20 protein-coding genes are annotated in these 23,298 nt (G+C 63.0%); 10 read left to right on the top strand and 10 right to left on the bottom strand.

Going from position 1 to position 23,298, the window contains the following annotated elements:
* Positions 1 to 11: 11 nt before the first annotated feature.
* The 3 genes from pdxB to rlmM form a co-directional block, all read right to left on the bottom strand.
* Positions 12 to 1,154: a 4-phosphoerythronate dehydrogenase PdxB gene (gene pdxB / locus AC2CGW_RS15210; protein ID WP_484574248.1), complete on the bottom strand. Its 1,143-nt coding sequence runs from the start codon at positions 1,152 to 1,154 to the stop codon at positions 12 to 14.
* Positions 1,155 to 1,210: 56 nt separating this feature from the next.
* A complete protein-coding gene (gene tusA, locus AC2CGW_RS15205) occupies positions 1,211 to 1,453 on the bottom strand; it encodes a sulfurtransferase TusA (RefSeq protein ID WP_054892445.1) in 243 nt (80 codons plus the stop codon).
* 81 nt (positions 1,454 to 1,534) lie between these two features.
* Positions 1,535 to 2,599, bottom strand: coding sequence for a 23S rRNA (cytidine(2498)-2'-O)-methyltransferase RlmM (gene rlmM / locus AC2CGW_RS15200; protein ID WP_186709939.1), 1,065 nt, complete (start codon positions 2,597 to 2,599; stop codon positions 1,535 to 1,537).
* A gap of 214 nt (positions 2,600 to 2,813) precedes the next feature.
* Between rlmM and acnA the strand changes: the two genes are divergently transcribed.
* The 3 genes from acnA to AC2CGW_RS15185 all read left to right on the top strand — a co-directional run bounded on the left by acnA (position 2,814) and on the right by AC2CGW_RS15185 (position 8,200).
* Positions 2,814 to 5,555, top strand: a complete 2,742-nt coding sequence (gene acnA, locus AC2CGW_RS15195; protein ID WP_186709937.1) for an aconitate hydratase AcnA — start codon at positions 2,814 to 2,816, stop codon at positions 5,553 to 5,555.
* Positions 5,556 to 5,658: 103 nt separating this feature from the next.
* Positions 5,659 to 6,435, top strand: a complete 777-nt coding sequence (locus tag AC2CGW_RS15190; protein WP_186709936.1) for a CPBP family intramembrane glutamic endopeptidase — start codon at positions 5,659 to 5,661, stop codon at positions 6,433 to 6,435.
* A gap of 199 nt (positions 6,436 to 6,634) precedes the next feature.
* A complete protein-coding gene (locus AC2CGW_RS15185) occupies positions 6,635 to 8,200 on the top strand; it encodes a methyl-accepting chemotaxis protein (RefSeq protein ID WP_186666695.1) in 1,566 nt (521 codons plus the stop codon).
* A 36-nt stretch (positions 8,201 to 8,236) separates the two neighbouring features.
* Here the strand turns inward: AC2CGW_RS15185 and AC2CGW_RS15180 are convergent, their stop codons facing one another.
* The 5 genes from AC2CGW_RS15180 to AC2CGW_RS15160 form a co-directional block, all read right to left on the bottom strand.
* Entirely contained in the window at positions 8,237 to 9,121 is an 885-nt protein-coding gene (locus AC2CGW_RS15180; RefSeq protein WP_186666696.1) for a pseudouridine synthase, read from the bottom strand.
* Between the two features lie 49 nt (positions 9,122 to 9,170).
* Entirely contained in the window at positions 9,171 to 9,479 is a 309-nt protein-coding gene (locus AC2CGW_RS15175) for a hypothetical protein (protein WP_054892451.1), read from the bottom strand.
* Positions 9,480 to 9,550: 71 nt separating this feature from the next.
* The gene (locus AC2CGW_RS15170; RefSeq protein WP_186666697.1) at positions 9,551 to 9,982 is read right to left on the bottom strand and encodes a D-Ala-D-Ala carboxypeptidase family metallohydrolase; all 432 of its coding nucleotides are present in this window, start codon (positions 9,980 to 9,982) and stop codon (positions 9,551 to 9,553) included.
* Between the two features lie 89 nt (positions 9,983 to 10,071).
* Positions 10,072 to 10,308 carry a glutaredoxin family protein gene (locus tag AC2CGW_RS15165; RefSeq protein ID WP_186666698.1) on the bottom strand — a complete coding sequence of 79 codons (237 nt, stop codon included), beginning with the start codon at positions 10,306 to 10,308 and terminating at the stop codon, positions 10,072 to 10,074.
* 68 nt (positions 10,309 to 10,376) lie between these two features.
* Positions 10,377 to 11,585: an ammonium transporter gene (locus AC2CGW_RS15160; protein WP_186666699.1), complete on the bottom strand. Its 1,209-nt coding sequence runs from the start codon at positions 11,583 to 11,585 to the stop codon at positions 10,377 to 10,379.
* 312 nt (positions 11,586 to 11,897) lie between these two features.
* Between AC2CGW_RS15160 and AC2CGW_RS15155 the strand changes: the two genes are divergently transcribed.
* From AC2CGW_RS15155 to AC2CGW_RS15130, 6 genes are all read left to right on the top strand, one after another.
* Positions 11,898 to 12,212 carry an ElaB/YgaM/YqjD family protein gene (locus AC2CGW_RS15155; RefSeq protein ID WP_186666700.1) on the top strand — a complete coding sequence of 105 codons (315 nt, stop codon included), beginning with the start codon at positions 11,898 to 11,900 and terminating at the stop codon, positions 12,210 to 12,212.
* 9 nt (positions 12,213 to 12,221) lie between these two features.
* Entirely contained in the window at positions 12,222 to 12,596 is a 375-nt protein-coding gene (locus AC2CGW_RS15150) for a phage holin family protein (protein WP_186719739.1), read from the top strand.
* The gene (locus AC2CGW_RS15145) at positions 12,593 to 12,922 is read left to right on the top strand and encodes a hypothetical protein (RefSeq protein ID WP_186666702.1); all 330 of its coding nucleotides are present in this window, start codon (positions 12,593 to 12,595) and stop codon (positions 12,920 to 12,922) included. Before AC2CGW_RS15150 ends, AC2CGW_RS15145 begins: the two co-directional genes overlap by 4 nt.
* Before the next feature lie 74 nt (positions 12,923 to 12,996).
* Positions 12,997 to 14,328 carry a deoxyguanosinetriphosphate triphosphohydrolase gene (locus tag AC2CGW_RS15140; protein ID WP_186666703.1) on the top strand — a complete coding sequence of 444 codons (1,332 nt, stop codon included), beginning with the start codon at positions 12,997 to 12,999 and terminating at the stop codon, positions 14,326 to 14,328.
* A 277-nt stretch (positions 14,329 to 14,605) separates the two neighbouring features.
* Positions 14,606 to 15,226 carry a response regulator transcription factor gene (locus AC2CGW_RS15135; RefSeq protein ID WP_288374875.1) on the top strand — a complete coding sequence of 207 codons (621 nt, stop codon included), beginning with the start codon at positions 14,606 to 14,608 and terminating at the stop codon, positions 15,224 to 15,226.
* A gap of 8 nt (positions 15,227 to 15,234) precedes the next feature.
* Positions 15,235 to 18,834, top strand: a complete 3,600-nt coding sequence (locus tag AC2CGW_RS15130) for a transporter substrate-binding domain-containing protein (RefSeq protein ID WP_484574247.1) — start codon at positions 15,235 to 15,237, stop codon at positions 18,832 to 18,834.
* A 7-nt stretch (positions 18,835 to 18,841) separates the two neighbouring features.
* On the opposite strand, the gene AC2CGW_RS15125 is transcribed toward AC2CGW_RS15130, so the two are convergent.
* A complete protein-coding gene (locus tag AC2CGW_RS15125; protein ID WP_054892459.1) occupies positions 18,842 to 19,186 on the bottom strand; it encodes a YggL family protein in 345 nt (114 codons plus the stop codon).
* Positions 19,187 to 19,372: 186 nt separating this feature from the next.
* Here AC2CGW_RS15125 and dacB point away from each other — a divergent pair, with 186 nt between their 5' ends.
* On the top strand, positions 19,373 to 20,836 hold the full coding sequence (gene dacB, locus AC2CGW_RS15120; protein WP_054892460.1) for a D-alanyl-D-alanine carboxypeptidase/D-alanyl-D-alanine endopeptidase: 1,464 nt from the start codon (positions 19,373 to 19,375) through the stop codon (positions 20,834 to 20,836).
* Positions 20,837 to 20,878: 42 nt separating this feature from the next.
* Here the strand turns inward: dacB and AC2CGW_RS15115 are convergent, their stop codons facing one another.
* Positions 20,879 to 23,266, bottom strand: a complete 2,388-nt coding sequence (locus AC2CGW_RS15115; protein ID WP_484574246.1) for a sensor domain-containing diguanylate cyclase — start codon at positions 23,264 to 23,266, stop codon at positions 20,879 to 20,881.
* Positions 23,267 to 23,298: the final 32 nt, after the last annotated feature.

The raw sequence follows: 23,298 nt of genomic DNA, 5'->3' as shown, positions 1-23,298 counted from the left end.
CCCGAGGCGGGCTAGACCAGCACCGCGCCCAAAGCATTGATGGCCTGCACCAGCTGTGGCGCGTCACCCTGTACCCGTACCGCCAGCCCTTCGATCTCGCGACGGACCGGATACTGCTTGCGCAGCAGGTCGAATGCCGCACGTTGCTCGGTGGGATCCTCGCTCAGGCTGCGACGAAAATCCGCATCGTCGCGACGCGGGTCGTAGACCGCACGGCACAGGGTTGCCAGCGCCCAGGCCGGGTCGGCGCTGGCATCGAAGTCCAGGCGTGCCAGAGCTGGCGACGGCAGCAGGTCGGCCAGTTGCACCTGCTCCGGCAAACCTTGCGAACGGCAGAAAGCCTGGTAGATCTGCGCGGTCCCGCGTTGCTTGCCATCGAGGCTGTAGCCAGCGATATGCGGCGTGGCCAGGGTGCACAGGTCGGCCAGCGCCAGGTCGACCTGTGGCTCGCCCTCCCAAACATCCAGCACCGCGTGGACATCCTCGCGGTGCAGCAGCAGCTCGCGCAGGGCGTCGTTGTCCACCACCGGCCCGCGGCTGGCATTGATCAGCCAGGCCCCTGGGCGCAGGCGGGCCAGTTGCTGCGCACCGAGCAGATGCCAGGTCGGATGTTCGCCGCAGCGTTGCAGCGGGGTATGCAGGCTGATGGTGTCACACTGCTCAAGCAACGTGTCCAGGCTGACGAAATCGCCCTCTTCGCTGGCTGCGCGCAGGGGATCGCACACCAGCACCCGCCAGCCCAGGCCCCGCAGTACACGGACCAGACGCCCGCCCACCTCACCGGCTCCGACCACGCCATACACCCGCTTGGGCAGCTCCACGCCATCGAGCTCGGCCAGGGTCAGCAGGCTGCCCAGCACGTAGTCCACCACGCCGCGGGCGTTGCAGCCAGGCGCGCTGCTCCAGTGGATACCGGCCAGGGCGAAGTAGTCGAGATCGAGGTGGTCGGTGCCGATGGTGCAAGTGCCGACGAAGCGCACCTTGCTGCCTTCGAGCAGTTGCCGGTCGACGCGGGTGACCGAGCGCACCAGCAGCAGATCGGCATCCCTGACGCAGGCGGCATCGATGGCCCGGCCGGGGTAACGGCGGATTTCGCCGAATCCAGCGAAGAAGGCATCGAGCAGCGGGATATTTTCGTCGGCAACGATCAGCATGGGTGCTCTCCTGTCAGGGGAGCGCAGTGTAGGCGCTGTGGCCGACGCGATCCAGCTCAGTCGGCCTTCTTGCGTATCCAGTACAGGTAGGTGCCGGCGTCTTCCTGCTGTTGCACCAGTTCATGGCCGAGGAAGGTGCAGAACTTGGGGATGTCGCGGCGGGTCGAGGGGTCGGTGGCGATGACCTTGAGCAGGCCGCCGGCAGCGAGGTTGCGCACGTGCTGATGCAGCATCATCACCGGCTCCGGACAGTTCAGGCCGGTGGCGTCGAGGGTCGCGTCTGGGGTGAAGTCGGTCATGGTGGGCTCCGCAAATTGAGGGGTATTGTCGCGCAAACCGCGTGCAGGTCAAACAGGGGCCGCAGCACGGCCCCGATCGCTTCAGCGCGGCTTGAGGTCGAGCCGGCGAAGGTGGCAAGTGACCTCTTCACGGTCGTGGTACAGCTGCTTGCAGGCGATCGACACCTTGACCTTGCGCGCCTTGAACGACGCCTCGATGCGATCGAGCAACTTGCGCACTTCGGCGTGACGCTGCTTCATTGGCAGTTTGAGGTTGACCACGGCCTCGCGGCACAACCCCTCGCCCAGCCAGGTTTCGATCAGCGAGGCCGTGCGTGCGGGCTTTTCGACGATGTCGCAGACCATCCAGTCAACGGTCTGCTTGGGCTTCCAGGTAAAGCCGTCGGCCATCAGGTGCTGCACCAGCCCGGTGTCCATCAGGCTTTCGGCCATCGGACCGTTGTCGATGGCGGTGACCAGCATGCCGCGCTTGACCAGTTGGTAGGTCCAACCGCCCGGCGAGGCGCCCAGGTCGACGCCGGTCATGTCGTCGTTCAGGCGTTGGTCCCATTGATCGCGCGGAATGAACTGATGCCAGGCTTCTTCAAGCTTGAGGGTCGAGCGGCTCGGCGCCTCGCGCGGGAACTTCAGGCGTGGGATGCCCATCGGCCAAAGCGCCGAATTGCCCGCCTCGGCCAAGCCGAGAAACACCCGCCGACCGCTGATGAAGGTCAGCAGCAGACGTGGTTTGCTGGCGTCATCGACCAGGCGCCCGGCTTTCTCCAGCGCCTTGCGCAGCGGCACTTCGAACTTGCGGCAGAAGGTCGACAGCTCCTTGCCATCGTTGCTGTCGAGCACCTCCAGCCACAGGCTGCCACACACCGGCAGGCCCGCCAGGTGTTCGAGCAGCACGCTGATCCGGTCGGTTTCCGGCAGTTCGACGAAGTCGCCGCGCGCCCATTGGCGCGGAAAGATCAGCCGGTCGAAGCGCAGCTCACGCATCAGACGTTCGGCGCCGCCCTCGTCGAGGCAAACGAACTCGGCGCTGGCGCTCTGCGGCTTGCCCTTGGCATAGCCGGCCACACCCAGGTGCGCGGCGTGTTCGCTGATTTCGGCGCAGACCTCGCCCTCGAAGCCGGGCCGGCAATGCATGAACAGGGTATTCATCTCTTACTCCACATCTCTGGCGCAGACAGCGTCAGGGCGGCGAATGATAAAGGAAGTTCGGAACCTGCGACACGCCCCGCAGGTCCAGAACAACGTCAGGCCCGCCAAAGCGGTCTAACCTGATTGTTCAGCCTGGCCCGTGCCGTGCGGGCCGATACAGAGCGGTGACACCGGCAACCACGACTGCCGGGCACCGGAGCACAAGGAGTTGGCAATGCCCTCGCTCGATAGCCTGAAAACCCTCAAGACCCTCCAGGTGGCCGACCGCGCCTACCACTATTTCAGCCTCACCGAGGCCGCCAGCCAGTTGGGCGACCTGCAACGCCTGCCCATGTCGCTCAAGGTCCTGCTGGAAAACCTGCTGCGCTGGGAAGACGGTAAAACCGTCACCGGCGACGACTTGCGAGCGCTGGCCGGCTGGCTGAAAGAGCGGCGCTCCGACCGCGAGATCCAGTATCGCCCCGCGCGGGTACTGATGCAGGACTTCACCGGCGTGCCCGCCGTGGTCGACCTGGCCGCCATGCGTGCGGCCATGGCCAAGGCTGGCGGCGATCCGCAGCGGATCAACCCGCTGTCGCCGGTGGACCTGGTGATCGACCACTCGGTGATGGTCGACCGCTACGCCACCGCCGAAGCTTTCGAACAAAACGTCGACATCGAGATGCAGCGCAACGGCGAACGCTACGCCTTCCTGCGCTGGGGCCAGAGTGCCTTCGATAACTTCCGCGTGGTGCCGCCGGGCACGGGTATCTGCCATCAGGTCAACCTGGAGTACCTCGGCCGCACCGTGTGGACCCGCGAGGAAGACGGGCGCACCTACGCCTTCCCCGACACCCTGGTCGGCACCGACTCGCACACCACCATGATCAACGGCCTGGGCGTGCTCGGCTGGGGTGTCGGCGGCATCGAGGCGGAGGCGGCGATGCTCGGCCAGCCGGTGTCGATGCTGATACCCGAGGTGATCGGTTTCAAGCTCACCGGCAAACTGCGCGAAGGCATCACCGCCACCGACCTGGTGCTGACGGTCACGCAGATGCTGCGCAAGAAGGGCGTGGTCGGAAAGTTCGTCGAATTCTATGGCGACGGCCTGGCCGACCTGCCCCTGGCCGACCGCGCCACCATCGCCAACATGGCGCCGGAATACGGCGCCACCTGCGGCTTCTTCCCGGTCGATGACGTCACCCTCGACTACCTGCGCCTGTCCGGTCGCCCTGACGAGACCGTGCAACTGGTCGAAGCCTACTGCAAAGCCCAGGGCCTATGGCGCCAGCCGGGCCAGGAACCGCTGTTCAGCGACAGCCTGGCGCTGGACATGCACGAGGTCGAAGCCAGCCTCGCCGGGCCCAAGCGCCCGCAGGACCGAGTGGCGCTGTCCAAGGTCAGCCAGGCCTTCGACGGCTTCATCGAACTGCAACCCAAACCCCTGGCCAAAGAGGTCGGACGCCTGGAAAGCGAAGGAGGTGGCGGTGTTGCCGTGGGCAATGCCGACCAAGCCGGCGAGATCGACTACACGCACAATGGCCAGACCCACAAACTGCGCGACGGCGCGGTGGTAATCGCAGCCATCACCTCCTGTACCAACACCTCCAACCCCAGCGTGATGATGGCCGCCGGGCTGGTCGCCAAGAAAGCCATCGAGAAAGGCCTGGCACGCAAACCCTGGGTCAAGAGTTCGCTGGCGCCAGGCTCGAAAGTGGTCACCGACTACTTCAAGGCGGCCGGCCTTACCCCCTACCTGGACCAGTTGGGCTTCGACCTGGTCGGCTATGGCTGCACCACCTGCATCGGCAACTCCGGTCCACTGGACGACGCCATCGAGAAAGCCATCGGCAGCGCTGACCTGACCGTGGCCTCGGTGCTGTCGGGCAACCGTAACTTCGAAGGCCGGGTGCACCCACTGGTCAAGACCAACTGGCTGGCCTCACCACCGCTGGTGGTCGCCTATGCCCTGGCCGGCAGCGTGCGCGTGGATCTCACTCAGGATGCCCTGGGCACTGGCAAGGACGGCCAGCCGGTGTACCTGCGCGATATCTGGCCCAGCCAGCAGGAAATTGCCGACGCGGTGGCCAAGGTCGATACCGCCATGTTCCACAAGGAGTATGCCGAGGTGTTCGCCGGTGACGCCCAGTGGCAGGCCATCGAAGTGCCCCAGGCCGCCACCTACGTCTGGCAGGACGACTCCACCTACATCCAGCACCCGCCCTTCTTCGACGATATCGGCGGCCCGCTGCCGGACATCGGCGACGTGCACGGGGCGCGCATCCTCGCGCTGCTCGGCGATTCGGTGACCACCGACCATATTTCCCCGGCAGGCAACATCAAGGCCGACAGCCCGGCCGGCCGCTACCTGCGCGACAAGGGCGTAGAGCCGCGTGACTTCAACTCCTACGGCTCACGTCGCGGCAACCACGAAGTGATGATGCGCGGCACCTTTGCCAACATCCGCATCCGCAACGAAATGCTCGGCGGCGAGGAAGGCGGCAATACACTGCATGTGCCCAGCGGCGAAAAACTGTCGATCTACGATGCAGCCATGCGCTACCAGGCAGAAGGCACGCCGCTGGTGGTGATCGCCGGGCAGGAATACGGCACCGGCTCCAGCCGCGACTGGGCTGCCAAGGGCACTAACCTGCTGGGGGTCAAGGCCGTGCTGGCCGAAAGCTTCGAGCGCATCCACCGCTCCAACCTGGTGGGCATGGGTGTACTGCCCTTGCAGTTCAAGGCCGGGGATGATCGCAAGCGCCTGGGCCTGACCGGCAAGGAGCGCATCGACGTACTAGGGCTGACCGGCGCGCAGATCCGCCCGGGCATGACCCTGCAGTTGCGCATCCTGCGCGAGGATGGCCAGCCGCAGGAGATCGAGGTGCTGTGCCGGATCGACACGCTCAATGAAGTCGAGTACTTCAAGTCGGGCGGGATTCTGCACTACGTGCTGCGGCAACTGATCGCCGGTTGAAGGGAAGGCATCGCGGGTTCGCTCGCGATGCCTCTGCGACGTGTCCTGGCGTCCTCGGGGTGAGTCAAACCATCATATCGATTTGCCGCTAACCGGATTACAGATGTCGCCTGCCCACTGGATCGCCCTCGCCCTGCTTGGTCTCGGTTATGCCGTGGCCCTGCTCCATGGTCATTTGGGCCTGGCCGCCCTGCCCGCCTTGCTCGCCCTGTGTTGCACCGCACTGCTGGTGCGACAGCGCTCGGGCTGGCAGCGGGCCCTTGGGCACACCTTGTTCATCATTCTGGTCGGCGCCCTGGCGTCGCACTGGTTGCCCGGTTTCGCAAGTGCGAAGGTCATCGACAGGGTGGTATTCAGCGAAGGCGCGCTACCGTTTTCCATGTACCTGAACCTGGACAAGCCACTGATCGGCTTCTGGCTTCTGCTGGCCTGCCCATGGGTCCTGACCCTGCGCGGACGCGGCGTGCTTTCCAGTGTCGGGCTGGTACTGCCGCTGACCCTGATGGCCTGCCTGGGTGGCGCCTGGTCGCTTGGAATGGTGGGGTGGGCGCCGAAATGGCCGGAACAAACCTGGATATGGGCCCTGAACAACCTGTTGCTGGTCAGCCTGACCGAAGAGCTGCTGTTCCGCGGCTATATCCAGGGTGGGCTGCAACGCCTGTTCAGGCATCAGGGGCTTGCACTGATCGCGGCCGCACTGTTGTTCGGCCTGGCGCATCTGGCCAGCGGCTGGCAGTGGTTCTACCTGGCAAGCCTTGCAGGCGTCGGCTACGGCCTGGCGTATCGACTCGGCGGCTTGCCCGCTGCGGTGCTGTGCCATTTCGCCGTCAACCTGACCCACTTCGCACTGTTTACCTATCCGATGCTGGCCCCGGCCTGAGCAATGGGTCATGATCGGACCATAACGTCATAAATCGTTAAAAATGCTGACATCTTGGGTGCAACTGCAAGCAACAAGCCGACTCCCTAGCTGATGGCTCGTAGCCACCCACTGTCCCAGGTCAAGTAAGTTAAATAATCATTCAATAAAACCATGGGCTTGCCGATACCTGTGGAAAGCCTTGCGGATTGAACAGCCAATGCGTAACAACCAGCCGATTACCCAGAGAGAACGGACTTTCCCTGCCCAGCAGCGGTTGATTTCCACCACCAACGCCAAAGGCGTGATCACCTACTGCAACGATGCCTTCATCGAAATCAGCGGTTTCTCACGCGAAGAACTCACGGGTGCGCCACACAATCTGGTACGCCACCCTGACGTGCCCTCGGCGGTGTTCGCCCACATGTGGCAGACCCTCAAGCAGGGCCTGCCGTGGATGGGGATCGTCAAGAACCGCTGCAAGTCAGGCGACCATTACTGGGTCAACGCCTACGTCACACCGATCTTCGAGAACAACCAGGTGGTCGGCTTCGAATCCGTTCGGATCAAGCCGACCGCCGAGCAGATCCGCCGTGCCGAAGCACTGTACCAACGCCTGAACCAGGGCAAGTCGGCGGTGCCGCGCCGTGACAAGTGGTTGCCGGTGCTGCAGGACTGGCTGCCGTTCATTCTCATCAGCCAGATCGGCTTCCTCATCGGCAACTGGCTCGGCCACTCCTGGGGCTTTGCCCTGGCCGCGGCCGTTTCCGTCCCTCTCGGCCTGCTTGGCCTGACCTGGCAGCAGCGCGGCCTCAAGCGCCTGTTGCGCCTGGCCGAACAGACCACCTCCGACCCGCTGATCGCGCAGATGTTCACCGACAGCCGTGGCGTGCAGGCGCGCCTGGAAATGGCCATGCTCAGCCAGGAGTCGCGCCTCAAGACCTGCCTCACCCGCCTGCAGGACAGCGCCGAGCACCTGAGCGACCAGGCGCGCCAATCCGATGTGCTGGCGCACAAGAGTTCGTCGGGGCTGGAGCGCCAGCGTGTGGAGACCGAGCAGGTCGCCGCTGCCGTCAACCAGATGGCCGCCACGACGCAAGAAGTGGCCAACCACGTGCAGCGCACCGCCGATGCCACCCAGGAAGCCAATCGGCTGACCAGCCAGGGGCGCCAGATCGCCGGGGAAACCCGCGAAGCCATCGAACGCCTCTCGGCAGCAGTGGGTGAAACCGGCCAGACCGTCACCCAGCTGGCCAAGGACAGCGACGAGATCGGTGGTGTGGTCGATGTGATCAAGGGCATCGCCGACCAGACCAACCTGCTGGCGCTCAATGCCGCCATCGAAGCGGCTCGCGCGGGTGAAATGGGCCGGGGCTTCGCCGTGGTTGCCGACGAAGTGCGCCAGTTGGCGCAACGTACCGCCGAATCCACCGGCCAGATCCACGGCCTGATCGCCAAGCTCCAGCAGACAGCCAGCAACGCTGTGCAAACCATGGAGACCGGCCACCGTCAGGCCGAGGAAGGCGTGGAGCGGGTGATGCAGGCCGACCAGGCGCTGGTGGGGATCAGCGAAGCGGTGGCCAACATCACCGACATGGCGACCCAGATCGCTGCTGCCACCGAGGAGCAGACCGCAGTGGCGGACGAGATCAGCCGCAACATCAGCACCATTGCCGACCTGGCCGACCAGACCGCAGAGCAGGCGCAGCATTCGGCACTGCTCAGTGAAGAGCTGACCAGTACGGCGGGAACGCAATACTCGCTGGTGGAGCGGTTCAACCGCTAAGCGACAAAAAAAGGGCTGCCTCGGGCAGCCCTTTTTTTACCAGTCCAGGCTCAATCGGCTCTGGAAATACCGCATTTCACCCGTCAGCGGGTCCTCGAAGCGCAGACTTTGCGCCAGCAGCTTCAACGGCCGCTCGTAATCGTCCTCACCCTCGAGCAATGTCGGGTAGAACGGGTCGTTGCTGATCCCGGCCCCCAGCGCCGCCATGTGCACCCTCAACTGATGGGTCTTGCCGGTCACGGGCGAGAGTCCGTAGCGCCACAGGTTACCGTTCTTCTCCAGGACCTCGGCCAGGGTCTCGCTGTTGGCCATCCCTTCGACCTCACGCATGCGAAAGAACGGCTCACCATGCTCCAGCCGACTACGGTGCACCAACGGAAATGCCTGCGTCGGCAGCGGTGCAGCGATGGCCTGGTAGCGTTTGTCGATGCGCCGCTCGGGAAACAGCCGCTGATAGGCGCTGCGCGACTGCGGGTTGGACGAGAACAGCACCAGCCCCGCTGTATGGCGGTCGATGCGGTGCAACGGCACCAGGTGGGGATTGTCCAGACGACGGATCAGGCGCCGCAGAAGGGTATGCTCGACATATTCGCCCGTGGGCGTGACCGGCAGGAAATGCGGTTTGTCCGCCACCACCAGGTGCTCATCGCAATGCAGGATCGTTTCCTGGAACGGAATGGGCTTTTCATTGGGGACTTCACGAAAGTAGTGCAGACGCATGCCACGCCGATACGGCAGATCGGCTGCCACTGCCCTGCCCTCGGCGTCGAGCACTCGCCCTCGACTGAAGCGATCGAGCCATTGGTCACGGCCAATGCCCTTGAAGTGATCGCACAGGCAATCGAGTACCGTGGCCCAATGGCCAGGTGGCAGACAAACGGTACTGGCTTGCTGGTGAGCAGGGTCAAACGGCGTGGACATGGCAGGCTCGGTAATCAATGAGCGGGCATTATCGCCAATGCCCGCTCACTCAACCAGCCTCGCCAACTTGCTCACAGCGTGACTTGAGCCAACGCAACACCTGTACCGCCTCCCAGCGTCCGGCATCATAGAGGGCGTAGACCACCCCCTCGTAACCGACGACATCCAGCGGGCGATGAAAACCTGCACGCTGGAACAGCGCCTCGATCTCGGCAAAGCAGGTATTGAAATGGACCTTGCCGAACGGGGTACGGTCGTCGGTCACCAAGCCCTCCATGCGCAGCTCGAGCACCGCATCGCACACCGCTTCCGGGGGCATGCGGTTGACGCTGTACTTCAGTTGCTCGACATTGTGCATCGCCTCACCCCATTTACTGTATCTTTATACAGCATACGAATGTGATATCCCTGCCGTCAATGCGCAACGACTCATTGCAAACCCGGCAGGTAGCCGGTTCCCTTGCGAACGGTCATTACCTGGCGCCTTGGGTTGTCGAGTGAAATGGCCAGGTGAACCCAGCTGTCGAACTCCAGGATCAGTTGATCGAACGCAATGGAGCTGTCGCGGATGCATTCGGCCAGTTGCCGGGCGGTCATCGCTTTCGCACAGATGTCGGCAGCAAGGCCCGTGCGGTGCGCACTGTTATGCACGCCGCCCACAAGCTGGTTCACGGCTTCATTGCGAAAGGCGCTGGTGATCAGGATCGGGGAGCCTACCAAGGCCCGCACTTGTTCAAGCACCTCGCACAACAAGCGCAGATTGGCCAAGGCCTCGGGATCGGGATCGTTGGGTACGGCGTTGCGGACAGCGGCCTGCGAAAACGTCATCTCTTTGAGCGTGAAGTGCGGCGTAAGGAACATGATGCCTCCCTGGTGCTCGGCTTTGTCGAGCCGACATCATCGACCAGGGCCACAGGAACGGGATGAAGGAAGCACTCCCCTGCGCACTGTCACTTGAGGAAGGCCACCACCTGCTGCGCATCGAACGGCCAGGGCAGTTCAGTGCCACTGTCGCAGCGACGCAAGACAGGAATGATCAAGCCGTAACGCTCGACCGTGGCTTCGTCGTCGGCGATATCCACCAGTTCGACCAACAAACCGTGCTCGACGAACGGCATCAGCACGGCTTCCGCCACTTCACACAAATGACACCCCAAGGTGCCGAACAGTTGGCATTCAGGCAGCATGGTCAGTTCCCGGGTCCACTGAATAAACGCTCATTCTAGGCTCGCCGGGAACAGCCTGCATCTGCCGCTCAATCCTGGCTGGTGGCGCCGATACGGTGCACAGAAAGGTCCGCGCCCTGGAACTCCTGCTCATGGCTCAAGCGCAACCCGTGTACCGCCCTGACCAAGCCGTACACGGCAAAGCCACCGGCCAAGGCCACTAGCAAGCCGGCCAGGCTGCCGAGCAACTGGCTCAGCAGGCTGATACCGCCCAGCCCCCCGAGCGTCGTCTGCCCGAAGATGCCGCACGCCAGACCGCCCCATACGCCACACACACCGTGCAACGGCCACACGCCCAGCACATCGTCGACTTTCCAGCGATTCTGCGAGGCAGTGAAGCACCACACGAACAGCGCTCCCGCCACCAACCCGGTCATCAGCGCGCCAACCGGGTGCATGAGATCGGAACCGGCACACACCGCCACCAATCCGGCCAGCGGGCCATTGTGCAGGAAGCCTGGGTCATTGCGCCCGACCAGCAAGGCCGACAGCGTGCCGCCCACCATCGCCATCAGCGAATTGATCGCCACCAGCCCGCTGACACCCTCCAGGGTCTGTGCGCTCATGACGTTGAAGCCGAACCAGCCGATGATCAGGATCCAAGAGCCCAACGCCAGGAACGGGATACTGGAAGGTGCGAAAGCCACCAGCCGTCCATCACGGTACCGCCCGCGACGGGCACCGAGCAGGATGACGGCCGCCAGCGCCAGCCAGCCGCCCATGGCATGCACCACCACCGAACCGGCAAAGTCATGGAAGGGTGCGCCGAACCGAGCTTGTAACCAGGCCTGGATGCCCAGGTTGCCGTTCCACACAATCCCTTCGAAAAACGGGTAGACGAACGCCACGATCAGCGCGGTGGCGCACAACTGCGGGGCAAAGCGCGCGCGCTCGGCGATACCCCCGGAGATGATTGCCGGGATCGCCGCGGCAAAGGTCAGCAGGAAGAAGCACTTGACCAAGGCATAGCCATGATCGCTGGCCAGCTCCGCCGCCGGCTGGAAGAAGCTGACGCCGTAGGCGATCCAGTAGCCGATGAAGAAATACACCAGCGCCGAGACGGCGAAGTCGCTGAGAATCTTGCACAGGGCATTGACTTGGTTCTTGTGCCGCACGGTTCCGACCTCGAGAAAGGCAAAACCGGCGTGCATGGCCAGGACCAGAATGGCCCCCATGAGGATGAACAGGGTGTTGGAGCCATGGACGAGGGAGTCCATCGCGCTATGCATGTTTTCCATGGAGTGGGCAGACCTGCTGAAAAATGCACCAGGACAGTTCATAAACCTTGCTCGCGCACCTGATCGGTGCCTGCCGTGCGCCCCATTTTGGGAGGCCGACTACGCAGGGCGTGGTTTTTTCTTGGGTTTGTCGTGGATTGGGTTAAGGTTTATCGGTGTCCGCCAGGGTCTCGCACGCATTCGGGGCAGCGCCTGGCATCGACGCCCCGTGACACGGCAGAACAAAGCAAACGCCGTACCAGCGACAAGCGGTGAACCTTCCGCCACACTCATTACTCGAAATAGCCACACACATCGACAGGGAGAGACTCCATGGCCAGCAAATCGGCAAAGACTGCACAAGAGATCTTGATGGCTGACTTCCAGGCACTGGTACGCGACACCGAGAAACTGCTCGCCGACACCGCCAATCTGGCGGGCGATCAGGCCGACGAACTGCGTGGCCAGATCCACGACCGCCTGCAGCAAGCCCGCGAAAGCCTGCAACTGACCCAGGAGTCCGTACGCGAGCGTGGCCAGGCTGCGCTGGGCAGTGCCGAAGAATACGTCCAGGAAAACCCATGGCAGGCCATCGGCATCGCAGCCGGTGTCGGGCTACTGGTCGGCCTGCTCGCCAGCCGCCGCTGAGGAGGACGCATGGACAACGACGCCATCGGCGCCGGCGCTTCCGGCAAACGCCTCGGCGCGGCCATCCTGGGGCTGCTGCACAGTCACATCGAGCTGTTCGGCATCGAATTGCAGGAGCAGAAAGGCCGTACCCTGCGCCTGCTGCTATTCGCAGGGTTGGCACTGGTTTTTGCCCTGCTCCTGTTGACCGCGCTGTCCGGGTTGATCCTGGTGTTGCTGTGGGACAGCTACCGATTGGCCGGCATCGTCGGCCTTTGCGTGTTCTACAGCGTCGCCGCACTCTTTTGCGGCCTGCGCCTGAAGGCCGCCGTGTTCGATGAATCCTCACCGTTCAGCAGTACCCTCGAAGAACTCGCCAAGGACCGGGAGCGCCTGTTGCCATGAGCCTGCCTGAACTGCCTAATACCCGTAACCCCCGCGAGCTGCGCAAGGCACTGCTGCGCCTGCGCCTGGAAATGCATCGCCAGGAAATTCGCCACGAGTCCGGTCAACTGCTCCAGCCGGTTCAGCGCCTGCGCGGCATGGGTGCATCGGTCCAGGACGGCCTTGGCATCAAGCACGCTCCGCTGTGGGGCCTGGGCGTCGTGGTCGCCCTGGGTTTCCTGACCGGCAAGGGGGTGCGCAGCGGCAACCTGGCGCGCCTGCTGCGCCTGGGTGGCAGCCTGGCGCCCCTGGTGCGCCTGTTCCTGCAGAATGGCCGTCATCGCTGAAACGAAGCGCCCGTGGCTTGCGCGGGTGCCCATGACACGGGAAGCTATGGCCATCATCTGACGGAGATCGAGCCTTGGACTGGCATACCCTGCTCAACCGCGAACGCCTCGGCAAAGCCTTGTACAGCCCTGAAGAACTGGGGCGCAGCCCCTTCCACAAGGACCATGACCGCATCATCTTCTCCGGCGCCTTCCGCCGCCTGGGGCGCAAGACCCAGGTCCATCCGGTTTCGAGCAACGACCACATCCATACCCGCCTCACCCACTCCCTCGAAGTCAGTTGCGTGGGCCGCTCGCTGGGCATGAGGGTTGGCGAGACCCTACGCGCCAGCCTGCCCGACTGGTGTGCACCAAGCGACCTGGGCATGATCGTGCAGTCGGCCTGCCTGGCCCACGACATCGGCAACCCGCCGTTCGGCCACTCCGGCGAAGACGCCATCCGCCACTGGTTTCAGCAGGCAGCGGGACGCGGTTGGCTCGACGACATGAACGACGACCAACGTGCCGACTTCCTCAACTTCGAAGGTAACGCCCAGGGTTTTCGCGTGCTCACCCAGCTCGAATACCACCAGTTCGACGGCGGCACCCGCCTGACCTACGCCACCCTCGGCACCTATCTCAAGTACCCATGGAGCGCCCGTCATGCCGACGCGCTGGGGTACAAGAAACACAAGTTCGGCTGCTACCAGAGCGAGCTGCCACTGCTGCAGCAGATCGCCCACAAACTGGGCCTGCCGCAGCTCGAGGAACAACGTTGGGCTCGTCACCCGCTGGTGTACCTGATGGAGGCCGCGGACGACATCTGCTACGCGCTGATCGACCTGGAGGACGGACTGGAGATGGAGCTGCTGCAGTATGCCGAGGTCGAGGCGCTGCTGCTGGACCTGGTCGGTGACGACCTGCCCGACACCTATCGACAACTGGGTCCGTCGGACTCTCGTCGGCGCAAGCTGGCCATTCTGCGCGGCAAGGCCATCGAGCATCTGACCAACGCCGCCGCCCAGGCCTTCGTCGAGCAGCAACAGGCGCTGCTGGCCGGGCATCTGGCAGGCGACCTGGTCGAACACATGCATGGCCCAGCCCAGCATTGTGTGCTGCAGGCCAAGGATATCGCGCGCAAGAAGATCTTCCAGGACAAGCGCAAGACGCTGCATGAAATCGGCGCCTATACCACGCTGGAGATTCTTCTCAACGCGTTCTGCGGGGCAGCGCTGGAACAACACGGTGGGCGCACGCCATCCTTCAAGAGTCGGCGTGTGCTGGACCTGATCGGCAACCACGCCCCCGATCCACACGGCTCCCTGCACAACGCTTTCCTGCGCATGATCGACTTCATCGCTGGCATGACCGACAGCTACGCCAGTGAAATGGCGGGAGAAATGACAGGACGCTCCAGCCCTCACTGACAGACAACGAGGGACGGTCAGCCGCAGCTTGCCGTCCCTCTTGAGAGAAACTTCCTACATGCTCACAGAAACATTAAATACCCAGAAAAAATAATTCTGGAATTAGCACACCCTCGTCTTGACTCCTTACAGAGCCTACACAAACCCAGGGCACACGTAGTACTTGGATGTAGGTCTTTTCCCATATATGGCATTACGTCTAACCTCTCATGCCCGAAGACGGTCAACTGCGATAAGGTTTTGTTTGCATCTGACACTCGCCGACTGGGAAGTTGATATGAGCTCCATATTTATTGTTGATGACCACCCTGTGATTCGCCTGGCCATTCGCATGTTGCTGGAAAATCAGAATTACAAGGTCATTGGCGAGTCTGACAATGGCGTCGATGCCATGCAGATGATCCGTGAAACCCCTCCCGACCTGGTCATCCTCGACATCAGCATCCCCAAGCTCGATGGCCTGGAGGTCCTGGCGCGCTTCCAGACCATGGGACTGCCCCTGAAAGTGCTGGTGCTGACGGCACAGTCGCCAACGCTGTTCGCGATCCGCTGCATGCACTCGGGCGCTGCGGGTTTTGTGTGCAAGCAGGAAGACCTGAGCGAGTTGCTCAGCGCAGTCAAGGCAGTACTTTCCGGTTACAACTACTTCCCCAGCCAGGCAATAAACCCCAATCAAGAAATATCCGATCACGACATAGAGCTTTTCCGACAAGTTAACGACAGAGAGTTGATGGTCCTTCAACTCTTCGCACAGGGGCGCAGCAACAAGGAAATCGCCAAAGGCATGTTCCTCAGCAACAAGACTGTCAGCACCTACAAAAAGCGCCTGATGCAAAAGCTAAGGGTCGATACCTTGGTCGACCTGATCGAAGTGGCCAAGCGCAACGCGCTGGTCTGAGGTGAATCATGCCGAGGTACATCGTCTGCGTGCTGCTGACCCTGCTCAGTCTGGGTTGCCATGCTCAAACGAAGCAGGAGGTCGCCCCCCAGAAGCTGGAACTGCTGGTCCGCTCCACCGCCGAAGCAACCGTGCCAGCCTTCTCGGCCGCTCAGCGGCAGTGGCTGCACGACCGTACCAGCCTGACACTGGGAACCTCCGCGCCCAACAACCCCCCCTTCGACGTCACCAGTGGCAACGAGTACCAAGGCCTGACAGCAGAGTATGCCGCCCTGATCGGCAGCGCACTGGGGCTCGAAATAAAAGTCCTGCGATTTACTCATCGCCAGGACGCGGTGGAGGCACTCAAGGCCGGACGCATCGATCTACTTGGCAGTGCAAACAGCTATGAAGCCGCGGTCGAGGGCTTGGCACTGTCAAGACCCTACGCGGTAGACCGCCCCGTTCTGGTCACCCGCGAGGACGAGACACGCCCCCTCGACGTGGGGCTCGCCGACCTGCGCCTGAGCACGCTCTACCATTACCTGCCAATCGAGGATGTGCATACGCTTTACCCGCAAGCTCAGCTGAAAACCTTCAGTTCCACCTCCGAAGCGTTGAACGCTGTCGCGTTTGGCCAAGCCGACGTATTTCTTGGCGATACCATTTCGACTCACTTCCAGCTTACCCGCGGTCATCTGCCGCGCCTGCGCATGGCCAATTTTGGCAAGCACGAAGCCGTGGGCTTCAGCTTCGCTGTGCGCGCCCAGGATCACTTGTTGATGAGCCTGATCAACACCATCCTCGACAGCCAGCCAGCCAACGTGTCGAGTGCGATCTTCAAGCGCTGGAGTGCAGGCAGCGACCTGCTGCTCACCGATCGCCGCCTGCAACTGACCTCGCGCGAACAGCAATGGTTGCGCGAGCACCCCAGCATGCGCGTGGTGGTGAGCGATACCTCCGCCCCCCTGTCATTCTTCGACGGCAACGGCCATTTCCGCGGCATCACCGCCGACCTGCTGGAACTGATCCGCTTGCGCACCGGCTTGCAGTTCGAAATCCAACGCGCCAACGGAATCGAAGAGATGATCCAGTCGATCGCGCAGGGCAGTGCCGACCTGATTGCCGCGCTGAGCGTCGCAGCACCCGCCCAGGCAGCCCTGCAACTCAGTCGCCCCTACCTCGAAAGCCCCTATGTACTGGTTACCCGCAGCGGCCGCCCCTTCACGTCACTGGAGCAACTGAATGGCCGCCGAGTCGCCATCACACGGCACACCCCGCCTGCGATGCTGCTGGCGACTACGCACCCGCAGATCCGTCTGATCGAGACCGAAAGCACCTTCTACTCCATGGCCCTGCTCAGCAGCGGTGCGGTGGATGCGACCATCACCACGCTGCTGGACGCCAACCATGCCACCGCCGCCAACAACGATCTGGTGATCCGCACCACGATCGGCAACGACCCGGCCTCCTTCTCCATGGCCAGCGCCAAGGATGCCAGCCTCCTGGCTTCGATTCTCGACAAGGCCTTGCTGAGCATCACGCCAGAAGAGCTGGGAGTCATAAACAGTCGCTGGCGCGGCTATGCGTTGCACGATGGTGGCCAATGGCGCGAGTACCAGCGCCTGGTGCTGCAGGTCGTCTTGGGGATCGGCGTTCTGCTGTTGCTGGCGCTGGCCTGGAACGCCTACCTGCGACGCCAGATAAGGCACCGTCGCCAGGCAGAACGCGCCCTGAACGATCAGCTCGAATTCATGCGCGCCCTGCTCAACGGGACCCCTCACCCGATGTACGTACGCGACCGCGAAGGACGGCTGCAAAGTTGTAACGACAGCTACCTGGAGGCTGTCGATGCAAGTGCCGATGCCGTCATGGGCAAACTGCTCCAGGAAAGTCTGTTCAGCAACTGCGATTACACCCGGCAGATCCACACCGACTATCTGCAGGTGATGGAAGCAGGCACACCGCTGATCATCGACCGCCCGCTGCGCCTGAAAGACCGCGAGTTGACCATCTACCACTGGATCCTTCCCTACCGCGACTCGCTGGGCGAAGTACAGGGCATCATCGGTGGCTGGATCGACATCAGTGATCGCCGCAAGCTAATCCAGGACCTACGCCTCGCCAAACAGCAGGCCGACGATGCCAACCGGGCCAAGAGCTCCTTCCTGGCGACCATCAGCCATGAGATCCGCACACCGATGAACGCCGTGATAGGCATGCTCGAACTCGCTGTCAGGCGCGCCGATCAGGGGCAGTTGGACAACGCGTCGATCGAGGTCGCCTATCATTCGGCCAGGGACCTGCTCGGACTGATCGGCGATATTCTCGACATCGTCAGAATAGAGTCCGGGCATTTGTCCCTGACCCCTGAGCCGATCGATCTGGCGGCCCTGATCGAATCGGTGCGACGGGTGTTCGAAGGCCAGGCCCGGGAAAAAGGCCTACTGCTGGAGGTGCTCATAGAACCCTCGGCGCGCTGCTACGCTCTGCTCGATCCACTGCGTTTCAAGCAGGTGCTCTCCAACCTGGTCAGCAACTCGATCAAATTCACCGACGAGGGCCATGTACGCATCAAAGCCTCGGTACAGGGCAACGAACGCGACATGCTCGAACTGGAAGTGCGCGACAGCGGAATCGGCATTCACGATGACGACCTGCGACGGTTGTTCAACCCCTTCGTACAGATCAATCCACAGAGTGAAAGCGCCCGCGCCGGTACCGGGCTGGGCCTGGCGATCTGTCGTACCCTGTGCGAGATGATGGGTGGCCAACTGGCGCTCAAGAGCCTGCAGGGCGTGGGCACCCAGGTGCGCCTGCTGATGCCGCTGCAGCGCGTGGCACCACCCCCGGACAGCGTCGTGCAGCCGCCACACATAGAGGCACCCGACACGCGACTCAGGGTTCTGGTGATCGACGACCATCCCGCCAACCTGCTATTGATGGCCCAGCAGCTGACGTATCTGGGGCTCTGGCACGACAGTGCCCGCGACGGTCAGGAAGGGCTGGAAAAATGGCGGCACGGAGACTTCGACGTACTGATCCTCGACTGCAACATGCCACGCATGAATGGCTACCAACTGGCAGAAGTCCTGCGCAGCGAAGAACGCCAACGGGGCAAGGCAGCTTGCACCATCCTCGGCTACACCGCCAACGCCCAACCGGAAGTACGCCAGCGCTGCCTGAACGCCGGCATGGACGACTGCCTACTCAAACCCATCAGCCTGCAAACCCTCGGATTACATCTGGCCAGTGTGAGCCCCTCGTGTCGGCGGCGCTCACAAGGGCCCTTCGACCTCGACGGGCTGACGAACATCATCGGTGACCGCCGTGAAGACCACGCACGAATGCTGACCACGCTGCAACTGAGCCTGGAACAGGACCTGACCCTGCTGATGACCCTGGACCCCGAGCAGGACGCACAAGCCATCGCCGAGCAGGCGCACAAGATTCTTGGCGTGGCGCGCATGCTGGATGCAAAGGGATTGATGGAGGCTTGTCAGGCGCTGGAAACAGAGGGGATGTCGTCGACGCAACTGAAATTGCGCCGCCAGGCGCTGGCGCGGCAGATGCGCCGCGTAGAGAAGGCCTTGGCCGGTCAGCGTTGCCAACCAGCCAAGACACAGTGACGCGGGATCAGGAAGCCGAGTTGATCGGCTTGTCCGGATACCAGGCATCCAGCAGCGGGCTGACCTCGATCTTGGTGAGCTCGCTGCGGCCCTTGAGCCACGCTTCGACAGTGGCGCGCTGCTCTTCGCTGACCGAACCACGCTTGGCCAGGCAGACCAGTCCGAAGTCATCACCACCGACATAGTCCAGGCCGTTGGCGTCCATGGCCTCTGCCAGGAAGGCGTCGAGGAAGGCATCGATGGCTTCGTCGGACAGGTCTTCCTTGAAGTCCAGGTTCAGTTCGAAACCCAATTCCTGGAATTCATCCACGCACAGCTTCTTGCGCAGACGACGGGAACGGTTGGTAGCCATTGAAACAATCCTCTTGAGTAATTACGCGCGGCACTTTACCAGTTTCCGCGCCAGAGCGGCGCTTTTGTGTCGAACCTGCCCACAAACAGCACGCTTGGGGCATAATGCGCACTATATTTCGCCAAGGGGCCATCATCTCTTACAGCCCCATCGTCCTTTTCCCTCGCCCGCAGGGTTACAGCACTCATGATCAAGACGCTTCGCCCACTGCTTTTCGCCGGCCTGCTCCTTCCCATCGCCTTGCCCAGCCAGGCTGCCGCCGTCAACACCAGCCTGCCACCGAAGGTGCAGCAGGCCCTCAAGACCAACAAGCTGCAGGACAACGCCCTGTCGCTGGTGATGCTGCCACTCGATGGACCAGGCACGCCGACGATCTTCAATGCCGACGTCTCGGTCAACCCGGCCTCGACCATGAAGCTGGTGACCACCTACGCCGCCCTCGAATTGCTTGGCCCGACCTTTCAGTGGAAGACCGAGTTCTACACCGATGGCACCCTGAACAACGGCGTGCTCAACGGCAACCTCTACCTCAAGGGTGGCGGTGATCCGAAACTGAACATGGAAAAGCTCTGGTTGCTGATGCGTGATCTACGTGCCAACGGTGTGCGCACCGTCACCGGCGACCTGGTGCTGGACCGCAGTCATTTCGTTCAACCCACCCTGCCACACTTCGACGATGATGGCGGCGATGTCAACAAGCCCTTCCTGGTCAAGCCGGACTCGCTGCTGGTCAACCTCAAAGCCCTGCGTTTCGTCGCCCGCAACGATGGTGGCAAAGTCGTGGTTTCGGTCGAGCCGCCCATCGCCAGCATCCGCATCGACAATCAGGTCAAGGCCGTGGCCTCGAAGCAATGTACCGGCGATGTGCGCTACAACCCCGTGGTGCAACCCGATGGCGTGAGCGTCACGGTCAGTGGCCAGCTCGGCGACGGCTGCAACTCGCAAACCTATCTGGCCCTGCTCGATCACCCCGCCTATGCGGCCGGTGCGGTCAGGGCGATCTGGAACGAGCTCGGCGGCAGCATCCAGGGCCGTGACCGCATCGAAAACGTACCCAAGAGCGCGCGCCTGTTGGCCCGGGCCTTCTCGCCCGACCTGGTCGAGGTGATTCGCGATATCAACAAATACAGCAACAACACCATGGCCCAGCAACTGTTCCTCAGCCTGGGCGCGCAATTTCGCACCGATGCCGACGGTGACGATGCCCGCGCGGCACAGCGTGTAGTGCGCCAGTGGCTGGCCAAGAAAGGTATCACCGCACCGCACCTGGTGATGGAGAACGGCTCTGGCCTGTCACGCGCCGAGCGTGTCAGCACACGTGAAATGGCGGCCTTGCTGCAAGCCGCCTGGAAGAGCCCCTATGCGGCCGAGTTCATCAGTTCGATGCCATTGGTGGGCATGGATGGCACCATGCGCAAGCGCCTGAAGCGCACCGCCATGACCGGCGAGGCGCACATCAAGACCGGCACCCTCAACACCGTGCGCGCGATCGCAGGCTTCAGTCGCGACAGCAACGGCCATACCTGGGCCGTGTCGGCGATTCTCAATGATCCGAAACCTTGGGGCGCCTCCCAGGTGCTGGATCAGGTGTTGCTGGAGCTCTACCGCCAACCCAAGGTCGGCACCGGGACTGTCGGCGTGGTGCCCTGACAGAAACGGACAAACCGGGGCTGTGACGCAGCCCCGGCCACCTCAGGGCAACTCTGCCTCCACGCGATCGCGCCCGGCCTGCTTGGCCACATAGACCCCCGCATCCGCTCGCAACAACAAGGCATCGGCCCCTTCACCGACACGCCATCCCGCCACGCCGAAACTGGCCGTCACCCTGCCTACCCCCTCGACCGGCACACCGCGCACGCCCTGCCACAACTCCAGCGCAAGCTTGTGGGCCTGCTCGGCATTGCTGCCCGGGCACAGCACCATGAACTCCTCGCCTCCCAGCCGACAGAACACATCGGTACGCCGCAGCCGATGACCAATGCGCTGGCAGAGGCTACGCAACACGTGATCGCCAACGGCATGGCCAAACTGATCGTTGATGCACTTGAAGTGGTCGATATCGAGCATGATCACCGCCAGGTCCAGTTCATCTCGCTGGGCCCGCTCCAGTTCGACCTTGAGCCGCTCCTGGAAGTAACGCCGGTTGTGGATGCCGGTAAGGACATCGGTGACCGACAGCGCACGCAACTCCTCCTCTACCCGCTTGAGATCGGAGATGTCCGTCAGATAGCCATGCCAAAGGGTGCAGCCCTCCTCCCCGATTTCCGGCGTTGCCTCCCCACGCACCCAGCGCAGGCCGGCGCGGGGCAGGCAGACGCGATACTCCTCGCGCCAGGGCGTCATGCGCTCGGCCGACTCGCGCACCGAGCGACGCACTCGCTCGAGGTCGTCCGGATGAATGCGCTCGAACACCGTCGATGCGTCATGGCGCAGCAACTGCAGGTCCACTTCATAGATATCCAGCAGCCCGGCGCTGGCGTAGGGAAAACACGAATGGCCGTCGGCATCCAGACGATACTGGTAGATGCCGCCCGGGACCTCGGCACTGAGCTTCTCCAGCAGCCGGTCACGGGCGGCCAACGCTTCGTGAACACGACGACGCTCGGTGACATCGATGCAGATGGCCAGGTAACCCACCCACAAGCCTTGCTCGTCGAGCACCGCAGTGACGAGCATGTTGGCCAGCAAATGGCTGCCGTCCTTGCGCACCAACGTCCACTCTCCGGGCTCCCCTGTGCCCTCCTGCACCGTCTCGGCAAACATCGCCTGGCCTGCCGTGATCTCCCGCCCATAGCGCAGGCTCAAGGCATGGGCACGCTGGCGCAGTTCGTCGGGTTGGACCAGATTCTCCAGCGCCAGGTGCCCCAGCGCTTCGTCGGCCGAATACCCAAGCATGCGCTGCGCCCCCGCATTGAAGGTGCTGATCACGCCCCGCAGGCTGGTGGCAATGATCGCCACCTGGGTCGCGGCATCCAGCACGCTGCGTAGCTGGTTGTGAGTTTCGCGCAGCGACTGCTCGCTCACGCGCAATGCCGCCGTGCGCTGCTCGACCAGGATCAGGGCGCGCTGACGCTGGCTGAACAGGCTGTAGAGCAAGGCGCTGAGCAAAAGGCTCAACAGGCCACCGAGCAGGGTCACGGTGAACACCGCTGACGAGCGGTTGGCCCGGAGGAAGGCTTCGCTGGGGCGGATATCGAGCTGATAGTGATGGTCGGCCAGGTGCAGCAGTTGACTGCTGGTCAACGGCAACGGCGCGCTGTGGTTGCCCGAATCGTACAACGTCTCATGGCCCTGGCTGCCCGACAGATCGAGGATGCGCACCACCAGATTGTCGTCCGTGGCGGTCGGCAGCCCCTCGCTGATCAACTGGCGCATGCTCAACAAAGCCATGACATAGCCAGCAGGTGGCCCGCTCGGCGCCGACTCGGCGAACACCGGTGCGACGATCAACAGGCCGCGGGTGTAGGCCGGATCCACGTTGATCATGTCCAGTGGAGAGGAAACCGCCAGGCTGCCGGGCGTGGTAGCGCGGTTCAGCGCATCCTGGCGCTGGGGCTGGCTACGCAGGTCGAGCCCGTAAGGTTGGTCGTGCTGGTGAGTGGCCTGGGTGTACAGCACCGGGTAGTAGAACGCCCGTGGCGGCGATGGGTGCCAGAGGCCTTGGGCATCGTGATCACGGATCTGGTAGGGGCGCCCCAGCCAGGCACTGGCGCGGCGCTCGAAGACATCGCGCTCACCGGCCTCGACCCGCGGAGCCCAGGAGTATGCCTGGGTACGGTGCAACAAGGGGCGGGCGTATCCGTCGAACTCCTCGGGAAGAATTTCACTGGAGTAGCTGAAGAAGCGCCTCAGACCATCCAGGCGCTGCTCCTGATCCTCGAAACGTTCGGCGATACGGCTGTAGCGCTCACTGGCCAGTAGTTCGAAGCGCTGACGCAACTGCTGCTTGTAGAAGGCGTGGGCGGCGAAGGCCAGTGCAGCAGTGAGCAACCCGCCGGCCACCAGCGCGAACAGCGCGACAGCCCAGGCCGAGAGCGCCTCGCTGATCAGGCCGAACATCTTCGCACGCACCCTCGACATAGAGCATTCTCATCACGTCAGCGTCCTGCGAA

It is taken from the genome of Pseudomonas sp. SYWMCR5, assembly GCF_057197165.1.
This window is presented reverse-complemented; position numbering and strand designations above follow the sequence as displayed.